Origin of the sequence: Hymenobacter sediminis, from assembly GCF_003231285.1 — a bacterium.
Lineage (GTDB): Bacteria > Bacteroidota > Bacteroidia > Cytophagales > Hymenobacteraceae > Hymenobacter > Hymenobacter sediminis.
This window is the reverse complement of record NZ_QKNS01000004.1, coordinates 166368-191027: the sequence shown is the minus strand read 5'-3', so window position 1 is coordinate 191027 and position 24660 is coordinate 166368. Positions and strand designations below refer to the sequence as shown.

The 24660-nt window shown below is 58.9% G+C and carries 18 protein-coding genes and 1 pseudogene; 8 read left to right on the top strand and 11 right to left on the bottom strand.

Annotated features, from left to right (window positions below):
• Positions 1-289: 289 nt before the first annotated feature.
• The 5 genes and pseudogenes from DNI29_RS12400 to DNI29_RS12385 all read right to left on the bottom strand — a co-directional run bounded on the left by DNI29_RS12400 (position 290) and on the right by DNI29_RS12385 (position 7797).
• Positions 290-2248 (bottom strand): DUF3857 domain-containing protein, encoded by a 1959-nt coding sequence (locus DNI29_RS12400; protein WP_110978433.1) that lies wholly within the window; start codon positions 2246-2248, stop codon positions 290-292.
• On the bottom strand, positions 2248-4293 hold the full coding sequence (locus DNI29_RS12395) for a transglutaminase family protein (protein ID WP_162303597.1): 2046 nt from the start codon (positions 4291-4293) through the stop codon (positions 2248-2250). Before DNI29_RS12395 ends, DNI29_RS12400 begins: the two co-directional genes overlap by 1 nt.
• A 176-nt stretch (positions 4294-4469) precedes the next feature.
• The gene (locus DNI29_RS25480; protein ID WP_498366055.1) at positions 4470-5258 is read right to left on the bottom strand and encodes a DUF3858 domain-containing protein; all 789 of its coding nucleotides are present in this window, start codon (positions 5256-5258) and stop codon (positions 4470-4472) included.
• 36 nt (positions 5259-5294) lie between these two features.
• Positions 5295-5780 (bottom strand): annotated as a pseudogene (locus DNI29_RS25445) (transglutaminase domain-containing protein); the annotation flags it as partial.
• Positions 5781-6594: 814 nt separating this feature from the next.
• Complete coding sequence (locus DNI29_RS12385; protein ID WP_110978430.1) at positions 6595-7797, bottom strand: MFS transporter; 1203 nt, start codon at positions 7795-7797, stop codon at positions 6595-6597.
• A 163-nt stretch (positions 7798-7960) separates the two neighbouring features.
• Between DNI29_RS12385 and DNI29_RS12380 the strand changes: the two genes are divergently transcribed.
• Positions 7961-9652: a catalase gene (locus tag DNI29_RS12380; RefSeq protein WP_110978429.1), complete on the top strand. Its 1692-nt coding sequence runs from the start codon at positions 7961-7963 to the stop codon at positions 9650-9652.
• A gap of 73 nt (positions 9653-9725) precedes the next feature.
• Here the strand turns inward: DNI29_RS12380 and DNI29_RS12375 are convergent, their stop codons facing one another.
• Positions 9726-11294: a hypothetical protein gene (locus DNI29_RS12375; protein WP_110978428.1), complete on the bottom strand. Its 1569-nt coding sequence runs from the start codon at positions 11292-11294 to the stop codon at positions 9726-9728.
• A gap of 199 nt (positions 11295-11493) precedes the next feature.
• On the opposite strand from DNI29_RS12375, the gene DNI29_RS12370 reads away from it, so the two are divergent.
• From DNI29_RS12370 to DNI29_RS12355, 4 genes are all read left to right on the top strand, one after another.
• Positions 11494-11754, top strand: a complete 261-nt coding sequence (locus DNI29_RS12370) for a hypothetical protein (protein WP_110978427.1) — start codon at positions 11494-11496, stop codon at positions 11752-11754.
• 117 nt (positions 11755-11871) lie between these two features.
• Complete coding sequence (locus tag DNI29_RS12365) at positions 11872-13749, top strand: ABC transporter ATP-binding protein (protein ID WP_110978426.1); 1878 nt, start codon at positions 11872-11874, stop codon at positions 13747-13749.
• 32 nt (positions 13750-13781) lie between these two features.
• Entirely contained in the window at positions 13782-14237 is a 456-nt protein-coding gene (locus tag DNI29_RS12360; RefSeq protein ID WP_110978425.1) for a GNAT family N-acetyltransferase, read from the top strand.
• 131 nt (positions 14238-14368) lie between these two features.
• Positions 14369-14974, top strand: coding sequence for a DUF4136 domain-containing protein (locus DNI29_RS12355; protein WP_110978424.1), 606 nt, complete (start codon positions 14369-14371; stop codon positions 14972-14974).
• A gap of 38 nt (positions 14975-15012) precedes the next feature.
• Here DNI29_RS12355 and DNI29_RS12350 read toward each other — a convergent pair whose 3' ends face one another.
• Together DNI29_RS12350 and DNI29_RS12345 are read right to left on the bottom strand one after the other, a co-directional pair.
• The gene (locus DNI29_RS12350) at positions 15013-16596 is read right to left on the bottom strand and encodes a T9SS type A sorting domain-containing protein (RefSeq protein ID WP_110978423.1); all 1584 of its coding nucleotides are present in this window, start codon (positions 16594-16596) and stop codon (positions 15013-15015) included.
• 24 nt (positions 16597-16620) lie between these two features.
• Positions 16621-17154 (bottom strand): redoxin domain-containing protein, encoded by a 534-nt coding sequence (locus tag DNI29_RS12345; protein WP_110978422.1) that lies wholly within the window; start codon positions 17152-17154, stop codon positions 16621-16623.
• Positions 17155-17305: 151 nt separating this feature from the next.
• On the opposite strand from DNI29_RS12345, the gene DNI29_RS12340 reads away from it, so the two are divergent.
• Both DNI29_RS12340 and DNI29_RS12335 read left to right on the top strand, forming a co-directional pair.
• Positions 17306-18256, top strand: a complete 951-nt coding sequence (locus tag DNI29_RS12340; RefSeq protein ID WP_123823231.1) for a hypothetical protein — start codon at positions 17306-17308, stop codon at positions 18254-18256.
• Between the two features lie 125 nt (positions 18257-18381).
• Positions 18382-19455 (top strand): MJ1255/VC2487 family glycosyltransferase, encoded by a 1074-nt coding sequence (locus tag DNI29_RS12335; protein ID WP_110978420.1) that lies wholly within the window; start codon positions 18382-18384, stop codon positions 19453-19455.
• Between the two features lie 171 nt (positions 19456-19626).
• Here DNI29_RS12335 and DNI29_RS12330 read toward each other — a convergent pair whose 3' ends face one another.
• Positions 19627-20220, bottom strand: coding sequence for an HD domain-containing protein (locus DNI29_RS12330; RefSeq protein ID WP_110978419.1), 594 nt, complete (start codon positions 20218-20220; stop codon positions 19627-19629).
• 110 nt (positions 20221-20330) lie between these two features.
• On the opposite strand from DNI29_RS12330, the gene DNI29_RS12325 reads away from it, so the two are divergent.
• A complete protein-coding gene (locus tag DNI29_RS12325; protein WP_238388078.1) occupies positions 20331-23018 on the top strand; it encodes a cyclic nucleotide-binding domain-containing protein in 2688 nt (895 codons plus the stop codon).
• 199 nt (positions 23019-23217) lie between these two features.
• Here DNI29_RS12325 and DNI29_RS12320 read toward each other — a convergent pair whose 3' ends face one another.
• Together DNI29_RS12320 and DNI29_RS12315 are read right to left on the bottom strand one after the other, a co-directional pair.
• The gene (locus DNI29_RS12320) at positions 23218-24264 is read right to left on the bottom strand and encodes an adenylate/guanylate cyclase domain-containing protein (protein ID WP_110978417.1); all 1047 of its coding nucleotides are present in this window, start codon (positions 24262-24264) and stop codon (positions 23218-23220) included.
• Positions 24254-24652: a response regulator gene (locus tag DNI29_RS12315; RefSeq protein WP_110978416.1), complete on the bottom strand. Its 399-nt coding sequence runs from the start codon at positions 24650-24652 to the stop codon at positions 24254-24256. The genes DNI29_RS12320 and DNI29_RS12315 overlap by 11 nt, the downstream gene beginning before the upstream one ends.
• Between the last annotated feature and the right edge of the window lie 8 nt (positions 24653-24660).

Genomic DNA, 24660 nt, shown 5'->3' with positions numbered 1-24660 from the left:
TAATTTGGGCCCTTGCCGGCAGGGCTACGTCGTTTCCCAGAACGAAGGCTAGCCTTAGGCCGCAATGTGAAGCTCCGAGTATATAGAACATCCTGTCGAGCTGGTCGAGGCATCGCGCTTGAATCGTTGAATTACGTATTCCAACATCAGCACGCACAAAGTCTCGACCAGCTCGACAGGACGTTCTTATTTCTTGCTATTCATCTGTTCTCAAAAGCCAAGGGTATATAAACGTTTGCGCCTACCCCAGGGGGTAGGCGCAAACCTTATGAGAAGGGGATAGGAAAGCTTAAACGTCGGTTTTCAGCAGCACCAATTGGGCCTTATCAGCCGCACTGATTTTACGCCGAAACTCCAGGTAGGCGGGGTAGTCGGTGCGGGCGAAACGAGTGCGAGGCAGCTGCAGGCGTCGGATGTACTGCAGGGTGCCGTCGGGCAGGGTCTGAAGCTGGCTGGAGTATGTACCGAACGGGGTGCTGAGCTGAACTGGATTCGGCAGCTGCTCTGGCCGCAGGCTGGCTGGCAAATGCAGGCGCACCGTGTCAGTCTGGGTCAGGGCATGATCGAGCCACAAATCAGTTTGCCGCTCCCCGATGCTGGCGGCGGGTGCGGCCCAGCGGCTCAGCAGGTTAGGGGTCAGAAACACACGCTTGCCGCTGGGCGGAGCCAAGGCGGGCAAGGTTAAAGCCAGAGTTTCTGTGAGACCAGGAATGGCGGCACCGGGTTCGGTAGGGCGGAAGCCAACTTTCGTGAGGGTAAAGTTTGCCAGGGGCAATCGGCTGCTAACGCGCTTTTTCTGTTCGGCCAGGTCGAGGCCCGGCAGTTCCGCCACGGCGTCGTACTCCAGGCCGGTGCGCAGGGTGCGAAGGGTGGCGGTAGCATTTCCCTGAACATCGAGGTACACGTCGGCCCGCCGTTCCCGGCGGTTTTCGGCGGCTCCGTAGCGCGGAGTAGATACCAAGCGGCCTCCTTCGGGCAGCAACAACAGAGCGTGCCGATTGCCCGTGAAGCCTCCCATGTAACCAAACGGATTGCTCTGGCTCGTGCATTCCAGCCACACGGTATCAGGGCGGGTGCTTTTCAGGGGCACGCACAGCACTACGTGGTTGAACTGGGAGCTAGGAAAATCCGTGCGGATATCCTGTTCATCAGAGCCAGCCCGAATCAGGGCGGCGTGGGCTGTAATGCCAGCCGCGCCCAGCAGGGCCTTGCAGTAGTTGGTCAGGGCTTTGCAGTCGCCATAGCCATTGGCCGCCACCGAGGCCGCCGGAAAGGTTTGCCAGCCGCCCAGCCCTAGCTGAATGGATACGTAGCGGGTGTTAGCCTGCAGGAACTCGTACACCTTCCGGATGCGGGCGCGCTCATCGGTTTCGCCCTTTACCAGCGCAGCTATCTTGGTCTGAAGGGCAGGGGGGAGGGCGTCGCGTCCGGCGTTCAGCTCATAATTCCAGCGGCTCAGCTCGGCCCAGGAAGTCAGGCGCCCGGCGTGGCCTTCTACCTCAAACTCAGCCGGGGCCGTGAGTACCGCGGGTGTCATTTCGGCCACCGAAGGCGCATCAGGTTCCTCGTCGCGGGCGGGCAAATCGTGCACTTGCCATTCGTACACCTCCTGGGTGCCTTGAGCGCGCTTATTTTGGGCCGCCCCGGCTGGCAAATGTAGCTCTTGGTAGCGTAGGGCCATGCCTTTGGGCATCAGCACCTTAAAGGAGGCCTGCTCTACGCTCAGCTGCTCCACAGGCTGAGGCCGCCAGGTGGAATAAAACAGCGGATTGTCCGATACTACTTCGTACTCAAACTCTACGGTGTAGGGGTAGGCTGGCTGGCTGAGGTCGGCCACGCGGCCGCGGGCATCAGAAGCCAAGCTAAAGCCGTCGGAAAGACTGATGTCGTGGATGTCGGCGCTCCGAAGCTGGCGCAGCAAACGGCCCTCGGCATCATAAGCGCTGCCCCGGAAGTAGTTGATGCTGTTGAGCTGACTGTAGTATACCAGCTCCGAGGCCCAGCGTGCGCCGGCCTCGTCCAGCACCGTAACGGCGCGGCGCACCGTTTCTACCGTACGCCCTACCGATTTCACTACCAAAGTTTCGTCGTGGCGACGCACTACGGCGTGGGCGTTTTCGCGCAGGGCAGGGGGTAGGGTGGCTACGGCATACATTGGGGCTGGGCCATAGGCCGCTTGGCCGGGTAGGCTCAACAGGGCCAAAGCAGCTGTGCAGCCGGCGGCAAACGAGTAAAGCAAATGGCGCATCAGACTTTCTTTTTCAAAACCAGCTTTTCGGCCTGCTTAGTAATGACGTGCGTGAAAAACTCGCGGAGGTAGGTGTATTCCTGAGCTGAGTACACCGGCCGGGCCAAGCTCATGCGGCTGACAATCTGGATGGTGCCCTGCCCCGGTTGCACGTTATAAATGAAGCGCCCGCCCCCTTCCGGCAGTTCTACCACCATGCCCTTGGGCGTTTCCTCCAGCTCGTAGCCAGTAGGCAGGGTGATGTTCATCATCAGAGTTTCATCGAGGCCCGTGCCGAAATCCACGGGGAAGCGGCGGTCTTCGTGCAGGAAAGGGTTTTTGCTGGTGCCGAAGTAGCGCAGCGGATTCAGGTAGATAGTGCCTACCGGCGTTTCGCTACCCGCGGCCGCAAACTCATAGTCCAGGGTTAGGGGTTTATGGAAGGCGTCACGTTCCTTGAAGGTGTACTTGGGAATGCTCCAGCCTTCGTGGCCGGTCGTAATTTCCTCGAGGTATTTTTTCTCGCCCAGCTTGCGCAGCTGCTCACGCTGGTCGAGGGCGCGGTAGCCAGCATGCTCCTGGTGCACTTTGCCGCTGAGGCCGCCTTTCTCATCTACTACAAGATTTACCTGCCGGTAGGTCAGCAGGCGTTCGGCGGGCTTCAGCTCCACCCACCGCGACTCACCGGGCGTGGTCATCACCAAGCGGCCTACCCCGTTCAGGCAGCGGTAGGGCAGCATGCCGCACGGAGCTAGCTCCTCGGTAGCGTCCACTAGCATCTGTTTTCCTTCGGGCAGTGCTACGTGCGCCACCACGTAGTTAAAGCGGCTGAGCAGGGGCACGTTGGTTTCCATGCGGCCGTGGTTGCGGGTGCTCAGCAGCACCGGATTCGCTTTTAGGCCAGCTTCGCGCAGGGCTGCAATCAGCAGCAGGTTTATGTCGGCCGATGAGCCCGACTTTTGGTCGTAGGCGCGGCGCAGGGTACCCGTTGACAGGATGCCGTTGTTCCCGTTGTACTTCACGGCACGACGCACCAACTCGTGTACGGCGGCGGCGCGGGCGGCAGGGTCCGAGAACTGAGCTACCAGTGGTGCCAACTGCTCCTTCAGAAAGCCGGCACGACTTAGCTGAACACCGAAATTATCTTCGGAAAGCAAATCCCGGTCAATTTTCTCCCAGGAGTTAGCCACTGACTTATAGGGCTCATCGGGCCACTTAATGCCAGCTAGCTCAAAGTCAATTTTGGCGGTATAGTCGTCAGTAGTGGTCATGTAGGGCTCTTCGCGCATGGCGGGCACGTTTTTCATAGCCCACCGGTAGTTGGTTACGCGCGGAGTCACCACGCCCGAGCCTCCCGATTCCCGCTCGCCGGTGCGCAGGTCGGTACTCGAAGACCAACGGATTGAGTACTGCGTAACTCCCTCTGTACGCTCCTGCACTTCCAGGGGCTCGTAGCCCTGCATCAGCATCTTGTAGTCGAAATACTCCGGAATGGCCGCGCGGTACTCGCTCCAGCGCACCGGAATATCGGTCTGAAAGGCCCAGTCCTGAAAGTTGAAAGTAAACTCCGAAGCCACAGTATAGGTGAACTCAATGACGGAGCCCTCCCGCACGTTCGGCATGGTGAACTTGCGGATGTTTACGTTAGGCGAACTGACCTCCCGAAACATCGACTCGGTGTTCAGTTTCTCCTTCACCACCTGCCCGTTCACCAGATTATAGGTAAAGCCGCGCAGGGCAGTCATCTTTTCCTCTGTGGTGCCCTTATGGTAGAGAGGCACTTTCACGGTAGCATACTCGTAGCCGGCTTTCTTCAGAATTTTGATGCGGGCTACACGCTCAAAAATCACCCGAAACTGTCCTTCGTTATAGTCGAAGGTAGAGCGGCCAAAGTCGCAGAGCACCACGGCCGGAGCGGCGCTATCGGCCACAAAGTTCTGCCCAGTCAGGTCACGCTCGTCAATTTTGCCGAACTTAATAGGCTCGTTCTGAGCTTGGGCCAGCGACACGGACGCGGCGCTGCAAATGCCGGCCAGAAACAGCCGGCGGAGTAAAGGTTGCGTCATACCAAGGGGGTAGGATACTGGTGGTGAGTAGAGAATAGGCATTCCCCGAGCTTCAGCATATGGCTATCTGAAGTAGGCAATAGCAAAGCAGCAATAGGATAGTAGCAGAAAGAGCAAGTAGAGCTAGAAGCGGAACCGAACTATGACTCTTCGGCGGTTAAGTAAGTAAGGCTACGCTATTGTCGTTGTAGCACAATAGGCTCGGCCAACTTGGCCAGGGCCCGGTTGTACAGTTCGCGCAGGGCTTGGTACTCCTCGGCTGTGTAGCGCGTTTTGGCCAGGTGTAGCCGACTGGTTATTGAAAGAGTTGCGGGCGTGGTTTGTGCCACATTGAACATGAACCGTCCCCCATCGTTGGGCAACTGCAACATAACAGCCTTCGGCAGCTCGGTGGCGGTGTAGCCTTGGGGCAGGGTAAGGTCCACCACGTATTCTAGGCGGCGCTGGGTAGGCATATCCACTGGGTAGAGCCGGTCGGGGTGCTGGAAAGGGTTGACCGGAATGCCTAACTGGGAGAGGGGACGTAAGTAGAGCGTACTAGCCGGCGCTTCACCGCCGGGTAGGCGGGCCGACAGCGTGAGGGTAACCGGGCGAGTCAGGTCGTCATGAATGGCCTCGGCCTTTTCCACCTGCCAATCGGGGTGGGCCGTTTGCCACTCCTGGCGAAGCGCAGCCACGGGCCGCCGATTGTCTGAAGCAGCGTAGCCGGCATATTCCTGACGCACGGTACCCTGCAGGCTGCCTTTGGCATCCAGGATTAAGCGAGCGTGAGTGTAATGTAGGTGGGGAGTAGGCGAAACCAAGGAAACCCAGCGCGCGGCCGGGCCCAACAGGCGGCCCTTGCCATTTAGGCAGCGCTCGGGCAGCAACTCGGCAGGTAGGCTGCCATCGGTGGCATCCAGGAGTAGCTCCTTGTCACCGGGAAGCGTTACGTGGGCTGCAACATAGTTAAACTGACTTAGCACGGGCAACTCGGCTTGCACGCGGCCGTGGCTGCGCGTGCTTAGTAGCAGAGGCTGAGCCTCTAGGCCAGCTTCGCGCAGCATGCGCACCAGCAGCAGGTTGATTTCGGCGGCATTGCCCTGGCGCGTTTCCAGCACCCGCTTAGGAGTAGCGCGGGCGTAAAGGGAGGTAGTACCGCTGTAGCTCACAGCCTGCAACACCAACTGACGGGCGGCAGCAGCGCGGGCAGCCAAATCAGGAATGGTGCGCAGAGCGGCCGCGCCGGCTGCCAGCGGCGAGTCGCGCTTGAGATATTGCCCGAACTCCTCCTGTTCCAGCAACTCTTTTTCTATCTTAGCCCAGGTGTCAATTACGTAGTTCGGACTTTGGTTGGGGTCGAACTGAATTCGCTCTAACTCAAAATCAACACGGCTCAAGTAATCCGTTTCAGTCGTGAGGAAAGGCTCGTCGCGAAAAGCCGGAACATCCTTCTGCACCCAGCGGCGGTTGATAGCCTGAGTGGAAATCGACAACGACTTCTCCATCAGGCCTGCACTCCCACCAAACGAATCTTCCACCTTTTGGCGGTAGGCTGTATTGTACGAGGATACGCTGGTTTCATTAACCGCGAAAGGCCAGTACGTGTGGCTTAGCTCTTTATAAACTAGGAAGCCAGGAATTTGAACACGGTATTCGCTCCAACGCACAGGGATTTCCTGTTGGAACTGCCAGTCTTGGAGATTGAATAGAAAGGGCGAGCGAAGCACGTAAGTAAACTCCAGAATGGAGCCCTCCCGTACATTAGGTAGAGTAAAGGCATACTCATCGAGACGCTCATTGAGCTTACGACTGAAAACAGCCTCGGTACGCAAAGGCTCCTTAGTCAGCTCTTTGCCTGAAAGGTTGTATGTAAAGCCCTTGAGTTGCTGAATCTGCTCCCGGCCACCGTTTTTGGGGTCGTGGTACAGCAACACGCGTACTGTCGCATGATCGTAACCAGGCCGACGCCGAATTAGTAAGCGGGAAGTGCGCTCGAAGCGTATCTCGAACCCATCCTGTCCGCCCTGGATCTTGGACTGTCCGAAGTCACACAATACCTCAGCGGAGGCGGAATCAGGAGCTGGGCGGGCGAGCAGTTCGGCTGCTTCCTTAGCATCAAGCTTACCAAAACGGATAGGAACTTCCTGAGCCCGCCCCATGGCGGGTACTACCAGTAGGGCTAAGCTGCCCAAAACCCCGCGCCAGTTGGCCGGAGCAATATGCGTAAACATCAAACCAATAATAAACGGCTTCGGATAAACTGCTACTGCCAGGTAGCACGGCAGTAAAGCTATTGAAAAGCCGTTGAGCCGGCAAGGGCTACCCCACCTCGGACGCCGAAACCCGCCCCCACCGGAGCAAGTACAGCAGAGAACCCAATACGGCCAATGTACTTAGGCCATGCACGAGGGGTAGGCGGGAAGGTTCGTTGGCGTAGAGCCAGCCCGCCAGCAGGGCGCCCAGGCCAATGCCGGCTTCGAGGGCTATGTACATGGTGGCCACGGCCCGGCCGCGCCGCTCCGGGTGGCTCAGGTCTACCGTCCAGGCGTAGAGGGTAGGCGAGTTCAGACCCGTAGCCAGCCCAAACAGAATAGCTGAGCCCAGAAACAGCGGCACCGAAGTAGCCAGCGCCATAATTCCCAACGCTACCGCCATTAGGGCGGAGGAGCCAATAAGCACCGGCACGCGCCCGTACTTATCGGAGGCGCGGCCGGCTAGGAGGCGAATTACCAAGGAGGCGCCGGTATAGCAGGTGTAGAACAAGCCCTTGCTGCCGTGGGTGAGGCCCAGCAGGCGGCTCTGGTCAGGTATGACGGTGAGCACCGCTCCGAAGGGAAAAAGGCACAGCAGCGTCACGAGGGCAGGTTTCAGCACCCGCGGCTCCAGCACCTCGCTCCAATCCAGGCGCAGCAGGCTCCAGCTAAAGCGCTGCCGTTGGGCCTGGGGCAGGGTTTCCGTCATGGTGCCCTGCACCACCAAGCTCAGCAGAGCTAGGCCCGAGGAGCAGTAGAACATGGTATTCAGCGAAAACTGTTCGGCCAGGAAAGACCCCAGCATGGGCCCGGCAGCCATGCCCAAAGAGCCCGCTACCCCCAGCAGGCCCATGGCTTCGCCGCGGCGGGCGTAGGGAATGATGTCGGCAATAAAGGCGGCGGTACCGGTAGGCTTAAAGCCGGTACTGAAGCCGTGCAGCAGCCGCAGCCCCAGAAACGCGGCTACCGTGGCCGTGAAGGGATAGAAGAACCCGCACACAAAGCACACCAAAGAGCCAAAGACCATTACCGGAATGCGTCCCACCGTATCGGCCAGCTTGCCGCTGAACGGGCGCGAAATGCCAGCCGTGAGCGTGAACAGGGCAATGATAAAGCCTTTGTACTCGGCTCCGCCCAGGCGCGTGAGGTAATCAGGCAGTTCGGGCAGAAGCATGTTGAAGCTCATGAAAAAGAGCAGCGACGAGAGGCACATCAGCCAGAAGCCGATGGTATAGACAGGGGTAGCAGGAGTGGCGGAAGGAGCAGACATGGGGGGCAAAGGTAGCCCTTGCGCTTTGGGCAGCCGTATAAAACGTGGTTTCGGTAGGGTAGGAGGGAAAATGCCAAAATTCTTTCGGAGAAAAATTCTCCACTAGACCTAACCTCTGATGTACCTTGCCGGTATTACATCCATCACTCACACGTTATCAGGTATGGCACAAGATCAGCAGAATCAAGCGCAAAACGGCCACTCCGCCGCTTCCGGCGATGCTCTGTCGGGAACCGGCACGGCCGTGACCGGCACCGGTTCGTCGTACGACCAGCGCACGGCCAGCGGAGAAGATGCTAACACCCTGACCACCCGCCAGGGCCACCCCGTAACCAACAACCAGAACCTACGCACCGTAGGCAACCGAGGCCCGGCTACGCTGGAGAACTATCAGTTTCTGGAGAAAATCAGCCACTTCGACCGGGAGCGGATTCCGGAGCGGGTGGTGCACGCCCGTGGCGCCGGCGCCCACGGCGTATTCGAAGCTTATGGCAAGGTAGGCGACGAGCCCATCAGCAAGTACACCCGCGCCAAGCTGTTTCAGCAGGCCGGCAAGCAAACGCCCGTGTTCGTGCGCTTTAGCACGGTAGGCCATGGTGGTCACTCGCCGGAAACCCTGCGCGACCCCCGCGGCTTTGCTGTGAAGTTCTACACCGAAGACGGTAACTGGGACCTGGTAGGCAACAACCTGAAGGTGTTCTTCATCCGCGACGCCATCAAGTTCCCCGACCTGATTCACTCCCAGAAGCCCGACCCGGTAACTAACCGCCAAAGCGGGGAGCGGATTTTCGACTTTATCTGCAACACCCCGGAGGCCATGCACATGGTCACTTTCCTGTTCTCGCCCTGGGGCATTCCGGCCAACTACCGCCAAATGCAGGGCTCGGGCGTGAACACCTACAAGTGGGTGAACGACAAGGGCGAAGCCGTATTGGTGAAATACCACTGGGAGCCGCTGCAGGGCATTAAGAACCTGACGGCGCAGGAAGCTGAAGCCATTCAGGCCAAAAACTTCAACCACGCCACCCAGGACCTGTTCGAGCACATTGCCAAAGGCGACTTCCCGCAGTGGGAGCTGTGCGTGCAGATCATGAGCGACGACGAGCACCCGGAGCTAGATTTCGACCCGCTCGACGACACCAAAATCTGGCCCCAGGATCAGTTCCCCTTCCTGTCCGTGGGCAAGATGACCTTGAACAAAAACCCCGAGAACTACTTCGCGGAGGTAGAGCAGGCCGCTTTCGGTACCGGCGTACTGGTTGATGGCCTCGACTTCTCGGACGACAAAATGCTGCAGGGCCGCACGTTCTCGTACTCGGATACCCAGCGTTACCGCGTGGGCGCCAACTACCTGCAGCTGCCCATCAACGCGCCCAAAAAGCACGTAGCCACCAACCAGCGCGACGGTCAGATGACCTACCACGTTGACTCGGCTCCGGGCCAGAACCTGAGCGTAAACTACGAGCCCTCCTCGCTGAGCGGCCTGAAGGAAGCGCCCCGCACCTTCCCCGACCACACGCCTCGCTACGAAGGCCGCCTGATCCGGGAGAGCATCGACCGCACCAACAACTTCAAGCAGGCCGGTGAGCGTTGGAACCTGCACGAAGACTGGGAAAAGGACGACCTCATCAACAACTTGGTGGGCGCCCTCACCGATGCTGCCCAGGTGATTCAGGATAAGATGATTGACCTGTGCACCCAGTGCGACGCCGAGTACGGCCGCCGCTTGGCCGAAGGGCTGCAGCAAGCCAAAGCCGGTAAAACGGCCGAAGGCGGCAACCAGTACAACGACGCCAAGAGTTCAGAAGCTGCCCAGCAGGCTGAGAAAATTGCGCACGAAGCCAAGCCCTACTAATTCGCTTGTTTGCATCATAAAAAAAGCCCCAGCCATACAGGCTGGGGCTTTTTTATTATCTGAAGTTGGTTAGCTAACGCCCGGGAACCTGCTCTTCGATGGCGGCTGAATCAGTGGGGTCTGCATCCGAACCTTCCTCGTCAGTTTCATATAAGCCGGCATCCTGGTCAGTGCTGTCGGAGGGGGTAGCAGCTGGCGTTGAGGCAGGGTTGTTCGCTGGGTCAGGGGTAGGGATGGGCTCATCCTCTACTAGTAATGTATCGGGCTGGATGTCAGAGAGGGAAGGAGCCTGAGCGGTTTCATCTTCGGCATTCGGTTCCTCTTTCGGGGCTTGTCGGGTGGTAGTGGGGGCCGAAGCGAGGCGGTTGCTGACAAAGTGCGCTACCCCCCAAACGGCTCCCCCAATGCCGCAAATGCCCAGTATTACCAACAGCACCCGCGGCCATTTAATGCGCCAGGAGTCGCGGGGAAGCAGGTTTGCGGCGGCCGGACGGGTAGGGGGCACCGCCGTATTGCGTACTGTGGGTTTGGCGGGGGCGCTTGCCGGAGGTGTTGCCCGTGCAACTGGCGCGGCAGGAGCTGCGGCAGCCACTGGCTCCGGCTGGCGCTGCAATTGCTGAATCAGGTGGCTTAACTGCTGAATGCGCGCGTCCAGCTCCTGGTTACGTACCGCCGACTCTTGCTGCGCCGCCCGGATGGCTTCTTCTAGACGGTTTTTCTCTTGGGTTTCGGCGGCTAGGCGGGCCTGCAGGGCAGCTACCTCGGCGGCCGGGCCGGGTGCTTGCGTCAGCTGGGCTCGCAGCTGCTCAATGCTTCGTTCCCGTTCGGCTTCGCGGGCTTCCATCTCCTGGCGCTGCTGAGCCAGCTCGGCGCGGACCTGTTGGCTGAGCTGCTCCAAGCGGTGCATTTCCTGCTCACTGGCGGCTACGGCCTCGGCCGTGGAGCCGTAGGGCGCATCGTGCGGAATGTCCTCGGCTCCCAACCAGCGCCATAGCTTACGCGCTTTGTCTTCCCAGTAGCTGGTGCCGTCGGGTTCGGGGGCATCGGAGGGGTAGGAAGTGGCAGGGGTGGTGGAAAGGGTTTGCGCCCAAGTCAGCAGGGCGTCGGGGGGAAGGCTGATTTCGGGGTTGCTGAGCTGGCGTAGGCGGCGTGGTAGCTGGTTCAGGGCGCTGAGCAGTTGAAAGTTTTCGGCGCCGGGCTGGCGGCGCAGGTAGGTTTCTACCCCCGGCCCGAACTGCACAGAGCCAGCAAACAGGACCAGCCCGGTAATCAGCTCGGGCTGCACCTGCGCGGGTGTGAGGTGTGCATTTAGCCATTTGGCCACTGCTTCTTGCTGCCGCAGAAACTGCTCGAAGGGGTTGGCGGCATACTCATCGCCGTGCAGGGTGTAGGAGCCCAATTGCCACGCCCCGTCCTGCTGGTTCGGGATGTCCAGCAGGCCACCTTCTGGCACAAAAAGCAACACCGTGATGCTGTGAGGCCGTACCACAAGGGCATCCACTACCTCGCCTTCTACCTCAAAGTTGCTGAGCAGCAACGTTGGGGAAGAGGTGGCCTCGGCCTCCAGGGCGGCTTTTACCGCTACGTACTGAGCCTGGCGGGTGGTGTCGTCGAAGGAAGAAAACGGGATGCTATGCAGCATAGGAGGTGCAAACGGGCTGCTTACCGCGCAGGCCCAGTCGGTATGTACGCGCGGTGGTGAATTCGTGCTGTAAAGTAACGCTCTTCGGCATTTCGGCAGTGCGTTGTAGCTCGCCTGTGGTGCACCATGGGGTAGCTCAACGCTATACCTACCTCCAATATCGGCCGTACACTACCCCTGCACCCAACCCGAAGTCATCATGCCGCTACATCAAGAACTAGACAAAAAGCTCAGCAAAATTTACGAGCCCAAGGCCACAATTAACGATGTGTTCAAGGGCTACGACATTACCTTCCTCACCAATGAGAATGGGGAGCCGGTGGTGCTGTTCTTCGGTAAGCGCCGCCCCGATGGCAAGATTGTGGGCGAGCGGTTCACGCGTACCATCAAGCGCGAGCCGGGCAGCATGGCCGTTAAGCACAGCCACTGGGATAACCAAGGTAAGATTATGAATGCCTAGGGGTAGGGCAGGCTTGGCTTGCCCTATTACTTACTCTGCTGCTATTTACTACCTCCCCTGCTCTGCCAAAACGGCGGCTGGCGTACTCCGGCCCGAAGTGTGCCGTATAGCCGGGGTATGGCTCGTTCTGATTCCTTTTTCTCTACTATATCTGCCAAAAAACCGCGGGCTGATGGAAAGCCTGCCCTCACGGTGCGGGAGCGGTTTTCGGCACTTAAAAACCTGCCGGAGTTTCTTCGCCTGATCTGGCAGACCAGCCCGGCCCTAACCCTGGGCAACGTGGCTCTGCGCCTAGTGCGGGCGGCCCTGCCGGTGGCCATGCTCTATGTTGGGCAGCTCATCCTCGATACGGTAGTACAACTCAGCCGCCAGCCTGCCGCCGAGCGGGCCCTGACGCCAGTTTTAACCTTGGTTGCTCTGGAATTTGGCCTAGCCATTTTGTCGGATGCGCTGGGTAGGGGTGTGGCGTTGCTCGACTCGCTGCTGGGCGACCTGTTTGCCAACCAGACCTCGGTGCGCCTTATGCAGCACGCTGCCGAACTCGATCTGGACCAGTTCGAGGATAGCGCATTCTATGATAAGCTGGAGCGGGCGCGCCGCCAGACACTCTCGCGTACCGTACTCATGGCCCAAGTGCTCAGTCAAGCCCAGGACTTTATTACCATGGTGTTTCTGGCCGTGGGCTTGGTAGCGTTTAATCCGTGGCTGCTGCTGTTGCTGCTGGTGGCGGTGGTACCGGCCTTTCTGGGGGAGTCGCACTTTAATGAGCGCAGCTATTCCCTGGTGCACGGCTGGACGCCCGAGCGGCGCGAGCTGGACTACCTCCGCCAAACCGGCGCCTCCGATGAAACGGCCAAAGAAGTCAAGATTTTCGGGTTGTCGGGCTTTCTGATTGACCGGTTCCGGACCCTTTCTGATGAGTTTTATCAGCAGAATAAGTCGCTCGTGATTCGGCGGGCGGGCTGGGGTACGTTTTTCGCCGCGGTGGGTGCAGCCGGCTACTACGCCGCCTACGTGTACATCATCAGCCAAGCCGTGCGCGGGCAGGTGAGCATTGGTCAGCTTACCTTTCTGGCCGGATCCTTTGGCCGCATGCGGGGCTTGCTGGAAGGCATTCTGAGCCGGTTTAGCGCCGTGGCCGAAGGCGCTTTGTACCTGCAGGATTTCTTTGACTTCTTCCACCTGCAGCCCCGTATCCGCCGCGACGAGGCACAACCGGTGCGGCCGTTTCCGCGGCCCATCCGGGAGGGGTTTCGGTTTGATAACGTGGGGTTCAAGTACCGCAACGCCGAAAAGTGGGCCCTGCGCAACCTGAACTTCACGCTGCAGGCTGGCGAAAAGCTGGCCCTGGTGGGTGAAAACGGCGCCGGCAAGACTACCCTCGTGAAACTGCTGGCCCGCCTCTACGACCCCACCGAAGGCCGCATTCTGCTCGATGGGTACGATTTGCGCGAATACGACCCTGCCGAGCTCCGCCAGGAAATAGGGGTGATTTTCCAAGATTTCGTACGTTTCCAGCTACCGGCAGGCCAAAACCTGGCCGTGGGCCGCATTGAGCAGAAAGACAACCGGCCGCGCATTGAGCAAGCCGCCGCCCAAAGCCTCGCCGATTCCGTCATTGCCAAGCTACCCCAGGGCTACGACCAAATGATTGGTCGCCGCTTCAACGGGGGCGTGGACCTAAGTGGGGGTGAGTGGCAGAAAATAGCCCTGGGCCGTGCCTACATGCGCGATGCTCAACTCCTCATCCTCGACGAGCCCACCGCTGCCCTCGATGCCCGTGCCGAATACGAGGTGTTCCAGCGCTTCAAGGACTTGACCCAAGGCAAAACCGCCGTGCTTATCTCGCACCGCTTCAGCACCGTACGCATGGCCGACCGGATTCTGGTTATCGAAAACGGGCAGTTCGTAGAAATCGGGAGCCACCCAGAGCTGCTGGCCCGTGGGGGGCGCTATGCCGAACTGTTCCAACTGCAGGCCGCCGGGTATCAGTAGGAGGGTAGCAGGTCGGCGCCTATCTTGGGCGCATGTCTGTTGAATATGTTTTCTGGGCAGAGCTGCCGACGGCCGATGCCGACTTTGATTCCCTGACACAGCTTTTGGGCGAAGTGCTGGAAGATAACGCGGCCGGGTTTGCCGCCGATTTGCGCTACCAGCAAGGCAAGCAGCCGGTGCAGGCGTGGCTGGCCTTTGCGGAGGGCAAGCTTGTGGCCTGCAAGCTGGGTTACGAGCGCAAACCCGGCAGTTACTATAGCTGGCTGGGTGGGGTGCACCCTGCCCACCGGGGGCAGGGGCTGGCCGCTGAGCTCATGCGCCGACAGCACGCATGGTGCAAGGCAAAGGGCTACCACAGCGTCCGGACCCAAACCTTTAACCGCTGGCGAGCCATGCTGATATTGAACCTGCGCTTCGGCTTCGATATCATTGGGACGGTGCAGGGGGGTAGGGGACTGACGCTGGTGCTAGAGAAGCAGTTTTCGTAGGCAGAAAGTGGCTAGATTTAGCGCTAGAAGGGCTTGCTGATGAGTATCATAATTTTACCTCTAACAGGCAGTCCCAAAGCACCATAGGTTTCGTATTTTAGAAGCTACATGCTCCTAACTCTTCTGGGCCTATGAAATTGCTTGCTACTCTGCTGGCCAGCGGCAGCCTCCTGCTGTCCGGGTGCCTTATGTCGCGCGAGGCGCGAGTGGAATCAGACTACAGCTACGCCGGGCAGTTTCGGCGCTACCGCACCTACGAATTCATCAGCGGAGAAGGCATTAACTCCGATACCAGCAAGCTGGGGGAGGCCGTGCGCGACGCCATCCGGACGCGCATGAAGCTCCAGGGCTACCGCTCCTCGCGCCGCCGCCCCGATTTGCTGGTCAACTTCCGTCTGTTTGAGGGTGATATGCGCTTTCGGGGCTACAGCCAGGATGACTTCTCGAAGTGGGTGAAAAATGGCAGCACCGAGGACGAAGACACCCCCAATGATGCGCGCCAGGGCTACCAGCCAGTTCGGCTGCTGCTCTCAGAAGGCACTTTGCTGGTCACTCTCATTGATAACCGCACCAACCGCGCCGTCTGGAATGGGTACGCCTCCGGGGTAAGCGTGCCTTCGGGGCCGCAGGGGGAGGTAGTGCTCCGCCGCTCCGTGCGCTCCATCTTCGACCAGTACCATGTCTTCACCGAAGGCTACCTGCAAGGCAATAATACCAACATGCCCACCGATGAGTAAGCATGGGCTTTAGAAGCTGGTAGTAGGCAGTAGCGCGGCTACGGGCCTACCACCAGCTTCTGCGTTTGGCTGAAATCCGGAGTTTCCAGCTTCACGAAGTACAGGCCGGTCGGCAGATGCTCCGTAGCAACTTTCACTTCGTGGGGGCCACTGGCAAAGGTGCGGCTCGGCGCTAACTGGCGCACCACGCGGCCTCGTGCATCGGTGAGGGTCAGCTTAACAGGGGCCGAATGAGCCAGGGCAAAGCCCACCGTAACCGACCCGCCGCCTGTTGGGTTGGGGTACACGGGGTAGAGCTTAGTTTGAGGACGCTGAAACAGCTCTTTCTCGGTTTGTGCGCTCAGCACGAGGCTTTCATCGCCGGGGCGGTAGGGCACGGCATCGAGGTACACCACAAACATCTCGGCAGTGGTTTCCTCGCCCCAGGTTACGGTTTGCGGAGGAGAAAAAGGATTGCGCGGGTTATTGGTGGTGTTGTCGTAAGTGCCTTCGGCCATGATGCGTGAGCCAGCCGGAATCCGTAGTAGGGTCGGGAAGCGGTAGGCACCTTGCCAGTTGAAATTCCAGCTATTGATTTTCAGAATGCGAATTGTGTCGCCGGTTGGCTTCACGGCCCAAATCTTCCAGCTCTTGCCCAGCAAGTGTGCATGGGGTAGCACGCTCACCAAGCTTACATCTGTGGGCACCTGAAACTCGGCGTGAAAAGTACGCACCATATTGGCCGGAATAACGAACGGACCATTCGTAATCTGGATGGGCGAAAGTGGTATAGTTTGCACGTAGCGCCGCACCGGCTGACGGGCAAAAAAGATGTTCACCACCGACGAATCGGACTGGGTGAGAGGGGTAGGGCCGTAGTGTACCTGCAGCAGAATGTTGGCGCCCTTGTACAGCTTCTTGCCAAGGCCGGAGGGGTAGTAGCGGGCCTGTGCGCCCGGCACCCAGCTGCCCCAGTTTTCCTCGGTAGGCGAAAAGCCGTAGCCCCCGAAATTGGTGTAGCCGTAGCCCTCTTGAGCCACATCGCGCTGCGGTCCGCGCTGGGTAGTGTCTTGGCCTAGCAGGGCGTGGTGGGTGATACGCTTATTGCCCGGCCGGAACTCTACGGCGGCAATGTCCTGGTCCTGCTGTAGGTGGGTAGGCAGCACGAACACCCGATAAATATCCTTCAGGTTGCCTTGGTGGGTGTAGGCCTGGGCCATAGGTACCACTAAGTCTGGGGTGCCCAGTTGAGAGCCGGCGGGGTAAGCTGGCAGCGGTGGCTCCTGATTAGGGTTGCCGCGGGGCGCACCGTTATCTACCCAATCCTTGATCTGCTGAATCTGGGAGTCGGTAAGCGTGTTCTCGTCGAGGAAGTGGCTGTACTTGGGGTCCGCTTTCCAGGGCGGCATGTAGCGGATGCCGGTCACGAACTTGATGGTCTGAGCCTTGCTGGCCACCTCCTGGTAGTTGGTCAGCGGGAACGGTCCTACCTCGCCCCGGCGGTGGCAGGGCGTGCAGTGGGTGTACACAATGGGCGCGATATGCTCGCTGTAGGTAAGCGCCTGTGGGGCCTGGGCGCACAGCGGCGTACTACCCCCACACAAGCCAGCAACCAGTAAAAGCCAAGAGAAGAATTGCTTCATATAAATAGGAATAGAATAGCGGTGTTAATGGGACGAACCTGTTAAAGAGCGGAGGGTAATAAGGCAGCCTACGGCCTCGGTGCGGGGCTGAGCTACCGGTTGGCCCGCAGCCACGGCAGCTAAGGCATCGCGCAGCTCGTGGTGCTGCACTACCATGCGGCGCTGGCCCAGCGCGGCGTAGCTGTCATCAATGCGGCCCTGGTATAGGATGCGGCCATCGGAAGCGGCTACTACCACCTCCGGCGTGATGCGGGCCTGAAAGCGATGAGCCAGCTGCTGGCCTTCATCGAGCCGAAGGGGGAAGGGAAGCTGATATTCCTTCTGAAACAGAATTAGGTCGGTGGGGCGCAACTCCGGCTCCGGGAAAATTCCCACAAACTCGATGCCCTGGGCGGCATACTCGGCGTGCAGCTGCCGCAGGGTGAGCGTAGAGGCCTGGCAGATGGGGCACGTATCGGAAAGGAAGACGTACACCGTGGCTTTAGGGGTAGGCCGGGCCGCCGTAAGCAGCACCAGCACCAGGCCAAGGAAAAACGAAACGCGGAAAATTCGGGGCATAGGCGGGGCGCTTCCGGGAGAAGAATAATCAGGCAGACAGTAAGTAAAGGTCGGTAGTTCCGCCCAGCGGCCCGCCGCCACCTCAGCGGCTTTTCTTACTTTCGGCCTGGTTTTGGCCGTGGGCCGGTTTCAGCCCTTATTTCCTGCTTATATGCGTCGTTTCCCTACCCTCCGTTCCGCGCTAACCCTAGTCGCCGGAACTAGCTTGCTGCTTGTTGCATCCTGCACCGCCCCGCGTGCCATTGTCAGCACGGGTAAGGTGACCCCCAAGGGCGAGTTCCGGGTGGGGGGTAACGTTTCATTTAACGCGCCTACCCAAACCATCGGCAAGCTGGGCTCCACCATTAAATCGGCCGCCAAAGATTTAGCCAATCAGGCTTCCAAGGACAGCGTTTACTACAGCGCCACCGTCGATAATCTGCAGGTAGCCGCCCTGGCTTACATTCTGGACCCCGTGCGGCCTTCCTCCGACCTCTACCTGCGCTATGGCTTGGCTGAGCGGTTTGATGTGGGGTATAAATATGCCTTTGGCTCCCACGTTTTCGATGCGATGTACCAGTTTATGGGTCCGACGGGCACCCCCGAAAACCCTGGTAGCCGGCAGGGGGGCGCTACCTACGGTAGCATTGGGCTGCAGTACGCTACCCAACGTGCCAAGCTGCCCAGCATTCCCTTCCTCGACGACGTGAACAGCCTGCTCGGCTTTAAGGCTACGCGCCATGATTTGCTGGTGCCGCTGGTTTTCAGCACCTCGCTGGGGCCCGAGGAGGAAATCGGGGCCATTTCGTACGGGGTGGTGTATGCGCATAGCTTTGTGCGCTATGGCCTCACGCCCGGCAACCTCTACAACGGGCCGGGCAGCGGGGCTGTGGCCAGCAAAGTACCCGAGCTGCCTACTGCCCGCCGCAATTTCAGTTCCTTTGGCGCTTTCTTCAATGCCAAGCTAGGCTACCGCTATGCCTACTTTATTCCGGCCCTCTCGGTGTACTACCAGAACTACGGCGAGTATCAGCTGCTGAACAACAAAACTGCCAGTCTGAAAGGATTCACTTTCATTCCTAGCCTAGGGCTGCAATTCCGTATTCCCTCTACTCGGCGCTAGAAATGCATAATCCGGAAAAGCCCTGCCTTGTGGTAGGGCTTTTTCGTGGGGGTAGGAACCCCATCAGCTGGCTTAGCCATGCGCAAAACCAGCATTTTAGCTAATCAACTTCACTTGAATACCAGATGAATATCCTATACGGCGTTCCTGGCGAGGGGCTGGGCCACGCTACCCGCAGCAAAGTAGTTATTGGGCATTTGCTTAGCCAGGGGCACAACGTGTGCGTGGTGAGCAGCTCCCGGGCCTACCAGATGCTGGCCGCCAACTTTCCGGGCCGTGTGCACGAAATCAGGGGGTTTCATCTGGCTTATAAAAACCTCACGGTTTCCAAGTCGAGAACGGCGGCCCTGACGCTGCGCTCGGCACCAGAAAACCTGCGGGTAAACTTCCGCAAGTACCAAGAGTTGCTCTGCGACTTCGAGCCTGAGGTAGTGATTTCCGACTTTGAGTCGTTCAGCTTTCTGTTTGCCAAATGGAAAGGTCTGCCCGTCATCAGCGTCGATAATATGCAGATTATAAGCCGGGCACAGCTTGATGTGCCAGTGCCGCCCGCAGAACGTCAGAACCTGGCTCTGGCCCGGCAGATTGTGCGCGGCAAGCTGCCCCGGAGCCATCATTACCTGATTACTACCTTCTTCCGCCTGCCCCTCATCAAGGAGCGAACCACGCTGGTGACGCCCATTCTGCGTCCTGAGGTGCTGGCACTTACGCCCACCCGCGGCGAGCATGTGCTGGTGTATCAGTCGGCCACCACTCAGAAAGATTTAGTGGTACAGTTGCAGCAGCTACCCCAGCAGCAGTTTCGGGTGTATGGCTTTAATAAGGAAGAAAACCATGGCAACGTGCAGCTTCGGGCCTTCAGCGAGCAAGGCTTTCTGGAAGATTTGGCTAGTGCCCGCGCCGTGGTTACCAACGGGGGCTTCTCGCTGATCAGTGAGGCCGTGTACTTGCGCAAACCCATTTGCGCGGTCCCCATCCCAGCCCAATTTGAGCAGTTTCTTAATGCTGCCGAGGTCGAAAAGCTTGGGTACGGACGGCATTTTACGGCCATTACCCCAGATAACCTAAAGGCTTTTCTCTACGACCTAAGCGGGTTCGAAGCAGCCCTGAGCACCTACGAGCAACGCGGGAATGAAGAGTTGTTTGCGGCCCTGGAAGCAGTGCTGGCCGGAGTAGGAAGAACTGCGGTGAACGAATAATGCTGATGGCGGTTGGCGTGTCATCAAAGTGTGCTTCCAGTAAAGGTTTATGGCTTAAGTAAGGAACGGTCATAGCTCCAACAGCTCGCCATGACCATTCTTTTGGTAATGGTCAGCCAAACGAGATGCTTTGGCTCCATTCCGATGACGTTCTCTTCTGCCTACAACCTCTTATTGAGTGGCAGCTAGTTTTTCCTGTACTTCCGCTAAGCGTGCCTGCTTTTCGGTTTCGCGCCACTGGGTGGCGCTGGTCGTCCAGTACCGGTGGTTGCCCAGAAACCTTTCTTGAACCTGCAGCCACGCCTGCTCGTCGGTAATAAGGTCACGGGCCTGAAGTTCCTCAAACAAGGTCTGGCTGATGGGCCAGAAATCGGGGCGACCAAGGTAATCCAGGTCGGCGTCGCAGAGAATTTGGGCCAAATGCAGGGAGCCAGGGCTTTGAGGCACCTGCGTGGCTTTGATGAGCTGGCAAACCAGCTCAATATGCGCGGGTAGGTAGCCGAAGCCGGGTAGCACCTGGCGGGCCAATTCACAGCTCGCTTCTTCGTGCCCCTGGTAGGTAGTCAGAAAACCGGAATCGTGGTAGTAGGCTGCCGTGCGGAGCAAGGCTAGTGCTTCCGGATCAGTAATGCCCTCGGCTGCGGCCAAAGCCAAAGACCGCTCTACTACATCCAGCGTGTGGTGCAGGCCGTGGTAGTAGAGAGTAGGGGGCAAATGCTGGCGCAGTTGGGTCAGCACGTAGGCTTCGGCGCGGAAGCAGTCCATGGGCAGGAAGCAGTCGGGAGAAATGCGCCGTAAGTATCGGAAAAATCCGGCGTCGTGCCGTGTCAGGGTCCTATCTTGCAGCTTCTCGCTATTTGCCCTTCATGTATAGGATGACACTACTTGCACGCTGGCAGCAGCTTCTGGGCATTCGGCCCGAAGAAGGCCGCACCGTGGGCTTATTTTTTCTGCACAACTTCCTGCTAGGCATTGGCACCATCCTGGTGTATGTCTCGGCCAACGTTATTCTGCTCGAAAACAACCCCGAGCGTAACTTGCCCTTAGCTTATGCAGCAGCGGCGCTATGCATGATAGTAGCCGGCAAAGTGTACGCCCATTATGAGCACCACTTAGGGCTGCAGCGGGTAGCCGTGCGGGTGCTGCTGGCAGTAGTGGCCCTTACGGCGGTGCTGGGCGTGCTGGTGGTGGTGGGGCATTCGGTGCTGGCCGCGGTGGCTATTATGGCGGGCTACCGGGTAATTTATCTGCTTACTAACCTGGAGTTCTGGGGCGTGTCGGCGGTGGTATTTGATGTGCGCCAGGGGCGGCGCCTGTTCAGCGTTATCAGCTCTGGCGACATGCCGGCCAAAGCCCTGGGCGCCGTACTGGCCCTCCTAATTCATCATCATACGGAATTGCTGTGGCTGCTCCTCACGGCTTTTGGCGCCTACATGGGTGCCCTGCTGGTGCTGCAACGCACTAACCGTTCCCACTTGGTAGAGGCCCGTTCAGCGGCCCGGGCCCAGCGTACTACGGCGGTAGCGCCAGGGCTGCAGCGCTGGTTTGGCAGCAGCCGGGTGGTGCTCACTATGTGCTTGAGCATGCTGGCAGTGGCAGCCGTTACCACGGGCATCGAGTATTCTTTCTTCGTGAACGTGAAGCATCAGTTCCACGACCAGGCCGCCGTGATGCGCTACGTGAGCAGCGTGCTGGCCCTGGCCTACCTGCTGGCGCTGGTGGTAAAGCTCATTCTGACTGGGCCAGTGCTCAGCCGGGTAGGGTTGCGAGCCGTGCTGCTGGCCCCACCGGCCGTGCTGCTGGTTGGGTTGGGGCTGTTTGGGGTGGTGCGCTCCGCCGGCCCCGATGTGCTGGTGCTTTACTTCTGCGGCCTCTTCCTGACTTTGGAAATACTGCGCCGCGCCGTCTTCGACCCCGTTTTTCTGGTGCTGTTTCAGCCTCTGCCCGCCGAGGAGCGCCTGCAGGCGCACACCTTGGCTAAGGGGGTATATGAGCCTCTGGGTATGGCCCTGGCTGGTGGGTTGCTGTTTGCGTTGCACGTTCAGCCGGAACTGGGCCAGACCTTCACTTTTGTATGGATGGGTTTGCTGCTGGTAGTGGCCTTGTTCTACCTGCACCGCACCTATGGGCACTACCTCGCCGAGTTGCAGCATGCGGTGAGCCGGCGCTTTGGGTTTGCCGATGAGGAGCCTACCCTTACTTCCGCTGCCAAAGGCACTGATGTAGTTATCAGCCCCGCTGAAGTTGAAGCCCAAATTGCTGCGCTATCGGATAAATCAACCCGAGCCGCGGCCACCGAAACGTTGCTGGCCTTGGGCGAGCAGGCACTACCCGCTCTGCTGGAAGTCCTGCGCACCAGTCCTGATGAAGCGCTTATCCGGCGCGTAGCCCAGCTGTGCGGCCACATCCGGCACTCAGCCAGCCGACAGGCGCTGGTAACGCTGGCCCAACACCTAAACTTGTTCCGGCGCGAGGCGGCTCTGCGGGCCTTGCGCCATGCAACCCCGGTAGCGGCCGAGGCACCAGCGTTTCAGGCCTTGGTGCAGGAAGAAATGCGCTTGGCCCAGCAGTTGCTGCACGGTCTGGCTTCCACTCACGATAAAACCGTGCGGGCCAGTCTGGATTATGAGTTGGCCCGGGTGCAGCAGCGCATCTTTGGGTTGTTGCAGCAGTTGTACCCGTCCCACCTGATTGCCGATGCGCAGCGCGGCGTAGCTCACGCTACCCGTGAGCGGCAGGCCAATGCCCTCGAAGTCCTCGACAACCTGATTCCGCGTCCCGTGTACCAAGGCTTGCAGACGCTGCTGGAGGTAGGGCCGGTAGCCGAAAAGGCGCGCCGGCTCGATGCACTGCTGGGCGGATTTACAGCTTCCGGATCAATATTCACCGCCATCATCAGCCGGGGTGAAACTGCCTTCTCCGACTGGACCATTAGCTTAGCCCTACAGCACTGGCAACCAGAGCAGGCCACAGTTGGGCTGTTGGTGCCGCACTTACAAAGCGCCAACCTGCTTGTCCGGGAAAGCGCCCTCGGGGCGCTGGCTCGGCTGAAACGTGAGCAGCCTGCCACATACACTCAGTTACTTACCGCCCACCAGGCTCTCTCCGATTTGCTTATGAGTCATTCTGCTTCTATTTCCCATATATCGGCTGCTGAGCGGGTAGCCGTGCTACAGGGTACCGCTCTCTTCGCGGCTACCCCCGCCAATGTGCTCAGCAGTATTGTGCCCATTATGAAGGAGGTGAGCTTCCCGGCTGGACATCAGATTTTTGCTAAAGGCGACTTAGGCACTTCCTTGTTCATTGTGCACGAAGGAGAAGTAGGCGTCTTCACCGGCTCTCAGCAGCTGGCTACGTTCCGCAAAGGCGACTTCTTCGGGGAGCTGGCCCTGCTGGACGCAGAGCCGCGCTCTGCGTCTGCTGTTGCTCAAACCGATGTGGTTGCTTTCCGCCTCGATCAGGAAGATTTCTATGATGTGATGGAAGAGCGCGGCGAGGTGCTGCGCAACATCCTGCGGGTGCTTTGCCAGCGCCTGCGCCGCCAGAACGAGATGGTGAAATAGCGAGTTAGCCGTTCGGCTGGTTGTGAGGGAGTAGCCCCAGCGGAGGTGCCAATTAACAGCTGCCTACCCCTGCTAATTGTTTAAAGCCCCAGCGGGGCGACACTACTGTTGAGCGAGTAGATGTCGCCCCGCTGGGGCTTTCACATGTGGTTTACGTTAGGTTGCTGCCGATATCCCTTCACGGTCAGTCCAGCATTTTCTACGCTATTACCTCGTAAATCATGATGGGCTGAGCCTTGTTCTTTAGCGTGACTTCCTTGATAGGATTGCATTGGAACGACTCGCGCAGGAGCTGGTAGGTAGCTTCCGTCACGATTATCTGGCCGGGTAGGGCCACCGACTGCAGCCGCTGGCTCACGTTCACGTTGTCGCCGATAACAGTGTAATCGAGGCGCTTGAGAGAGGCCGACCCGATATTGCCCGATACCATTTCGCCGGTGTTGATACCAATGCTAACCTGGGGCTGGTAGGACTTGCCGTCTGGGAGTATGTGCTCATTCGCCTGCACTACGTTACGCACCGCCAGGGCGGCATCCACCGCCCGGTCGAGGTGGTACTCTCCCCGGAACACGGCCATTACCGCGTCACCCATGAACTTGTCGATGTAGCCGCCCTGGGCAATGACCTCCTTCACCATCTGATCGAAGTAGGTATTGAGCATGGTTACGATGTCGGCGGGGGGTAGGACTTCCGACAACGACGTGAAGCCACAGATGTCGATGAAGGCTACCGTGGCTTCTACCGTTTCACTGGCCATGAGGGTGTTCTCGAAGCCCGGCTTGCTCACAAAATTGAGCACGGTTTCATCCACGTACATCTTCAGGATGTTGTTTTCCTGAATGGCCCGTAGCGTTTCGCGCAGCTGTTTCACGTGGGCCGCCGTTTTGTCCATGGTCACCTCCAGGTCCTGAAAGTCAACGGGCTTGGTCACGAAATCAAAGGCCCCACGGTTCATGGCCGTACGAATGTTCTGCATGTCGCCGTAAGCCGATACCATCACCGTCTTCAGCACAGGGTTGGTTTCCTGCAGCTTGCTGAGCAAGGTTAGGCCATCCATCACGGGCATGTTGATGTCGGAGAGGATAATGTCCAGATCAGGGTTTTTCTGCACGGTGTCCAGTGCTTCCTGCCCGTTGCTGGCAAACACAAACTCGTACACGCTTTCCCGGATTTTGCGGCGGAATTTCTGTTTGATGAGCAGCTCCAGGTCCGCCTCATCATCTACGACCAGAATTTTAGTTTTCATGGCTGGCGAGGGTGAGGAGTTTATCTTTCAAGGCAGCAAAGTCTACCGGCTTGGTTAAGAAGTCGAAAGCGCCTAACTGCAGGGCCTGCTCCCGGCTTTCGGCGTCGCCGTAGGCAGTAATCATCATTACCTGGGGCGAGGGCGGCGGTGGGGGCGCGGCGTATTCCTGCTTGATTTGCCGCAGCAGCTCCAGCCCACTCATACCGGGCATATTGATGTCAGAGAGAATCAGGACGACCTCCGAGGCGTGGGCGTGCAGGTAGTCCAAGGCCTCCTCGCCGGAGTAGGCAAAGGAAAACGAAAACAATCCGCTGCGGATTTCCCGGCGAAAGCGCTGCTCAAACAGGGTGCGCACGTCGGCCTCATCATCAACTACAAGTATTTTCATCGGAAGCA